The sequence below is a fragment of the Kitasatospora sp. NPDC034035 genome (genome assembly GCF_055575755.1).
Map to the genome: position 1 here is coordinate 1 of NZ_JBVISA010000116.1, position 1,300 is coordinate 1,300.

General features: G+C 67.0%; 2 protein-coding genes. Both read right to left on the minus strand.

The features are described 5' to 3' along the window. Positions 1-31: 31 nt before the first annotated feature. A complete protein-coding gene (locus ACZ52J_RS42885; protein WP_465626877.1) occupies positions 32-958 on the minus strand; it encodes an IS3 family transposase in 927 nt (308 codons plus the stop codon). 2 nt (positions 959-960) lie between these two features. Continuing rightward, the gene (locus ACZ52J_RS42890) at positions 961-1,248 is read right to left on the minus strand and encodes a transposase (protein ID WP_465626879.1); all 288 of its coding nucleotides are present in this window, start codon (positions 1,246-1,248) and stop codon (positions 961-963) included. Between the last annotated feature and the right edge of the window lie 52 nt (positions 1,249-1,300).

Genomic DNA, 1,300 nt, shown 5'->3' on the forward strand with positions numbered 1-1,300 from the left:
TGTCAATCCCCTGGTTTCGTAGAGGCTTTCCTTATGCGGCCAGGTCCTCCTGATGGTGGCTGGCTCGTGCTTCGGTGATGATCCGTTCGAACTCCGTCGGCGGTAGTCCGCCGGCTGCACTGTGCCTGCGGCGGGTGTTGTAGAAGCCGGTGATCCAGGTGGCGATCTTCAGCCGGGCCTCGGCGCGGGTGGCGAACCGGTGCCGGTGGATGTACTCGACCTTGACCAGCGAGTTGAACGACTCGGCGGCGGCGTTGTCCAGGGCCGACCCGACCCGTCCCATGGACTGCACCACACCGAGGCGGTCGCACAGCTCGTTGTAGGCCCGGCTCGCATATTCACTTCCACGGTCCGAGTGAAAGATGACGCCGTCCACCACGCCGCCGCGGGTGGCGGCCGCCATCTTCAGGGACGCAGCCACCAGGGCCGCGTCGTGGTGCGCGCCCATCGCGTAGCCGAGCAGTCGGCGCGAGAACAGGTCGATGACCGTGGCCAGGTACAACTTCCCTTCTCCAGTGTCGATTTCGGTCATGTCACCCACCCACAGCACGTCCGGCGAGACCGCGTCGAAGCGGCGGTGCACCAGGTCAGGGGCGGCCTTCCGCTTGCCCTGCCGGGTCAGCGAGTGACGTCGGCGCGGTGGCTTGCGGCCCTGGAGCCCGAGCTCGGCCATGATCTCGGCGATGGTGTTCACCGAGACCTTCCAGCCCTCGGCCCACAGGTCCAGCGTGATCCTCGGCGAGCCATAGGTGTCGCCCGACCTGCGGAAGAAGTACGTGACCCTCTCCTGAAGCTTCGCGCGCCGAACCTCACGGTCCGTCGGCTCGGCCGGTCTTCGGCGCCACTTGTAGAACCACGCCTCGGATATGCCGAGCGCCCGGCAGGAGACGGTATGCGGGATGCCGTGCCCGGTCCTCTGGTCGCTGATCACCCCGACGAGAGCCGACGGGTCCGCCACAGCTACTTCACCCACAGGACCATGCAGCGTTTGAGGACATCACGCTCCATCGCCAACTCCTTGTTGTCCCTCTTCAGTTGGGAGTTCTCCCGGCGCAGTCGCGCCAGCTCCTCACTCTCCCCGGCCTCGGTGCCGCCGGCTTGCCGGGCCCGGGAGACCCAGGTGGCCAGGGTGGTCTCGTTGATCCCCAGGTCCCGCGCCACCTCGGCCAGCGTCTTGCCGGTCTCGGCGACGATCCGCACAGCCCCCTCGCGGAACTCCGCGTCGAACTTCCGCCTCTTCTCCGCCATGACTCCCAACTTCCCCTTCAGCCACGGCCTCTACGCTACGAGGGGAACGTCA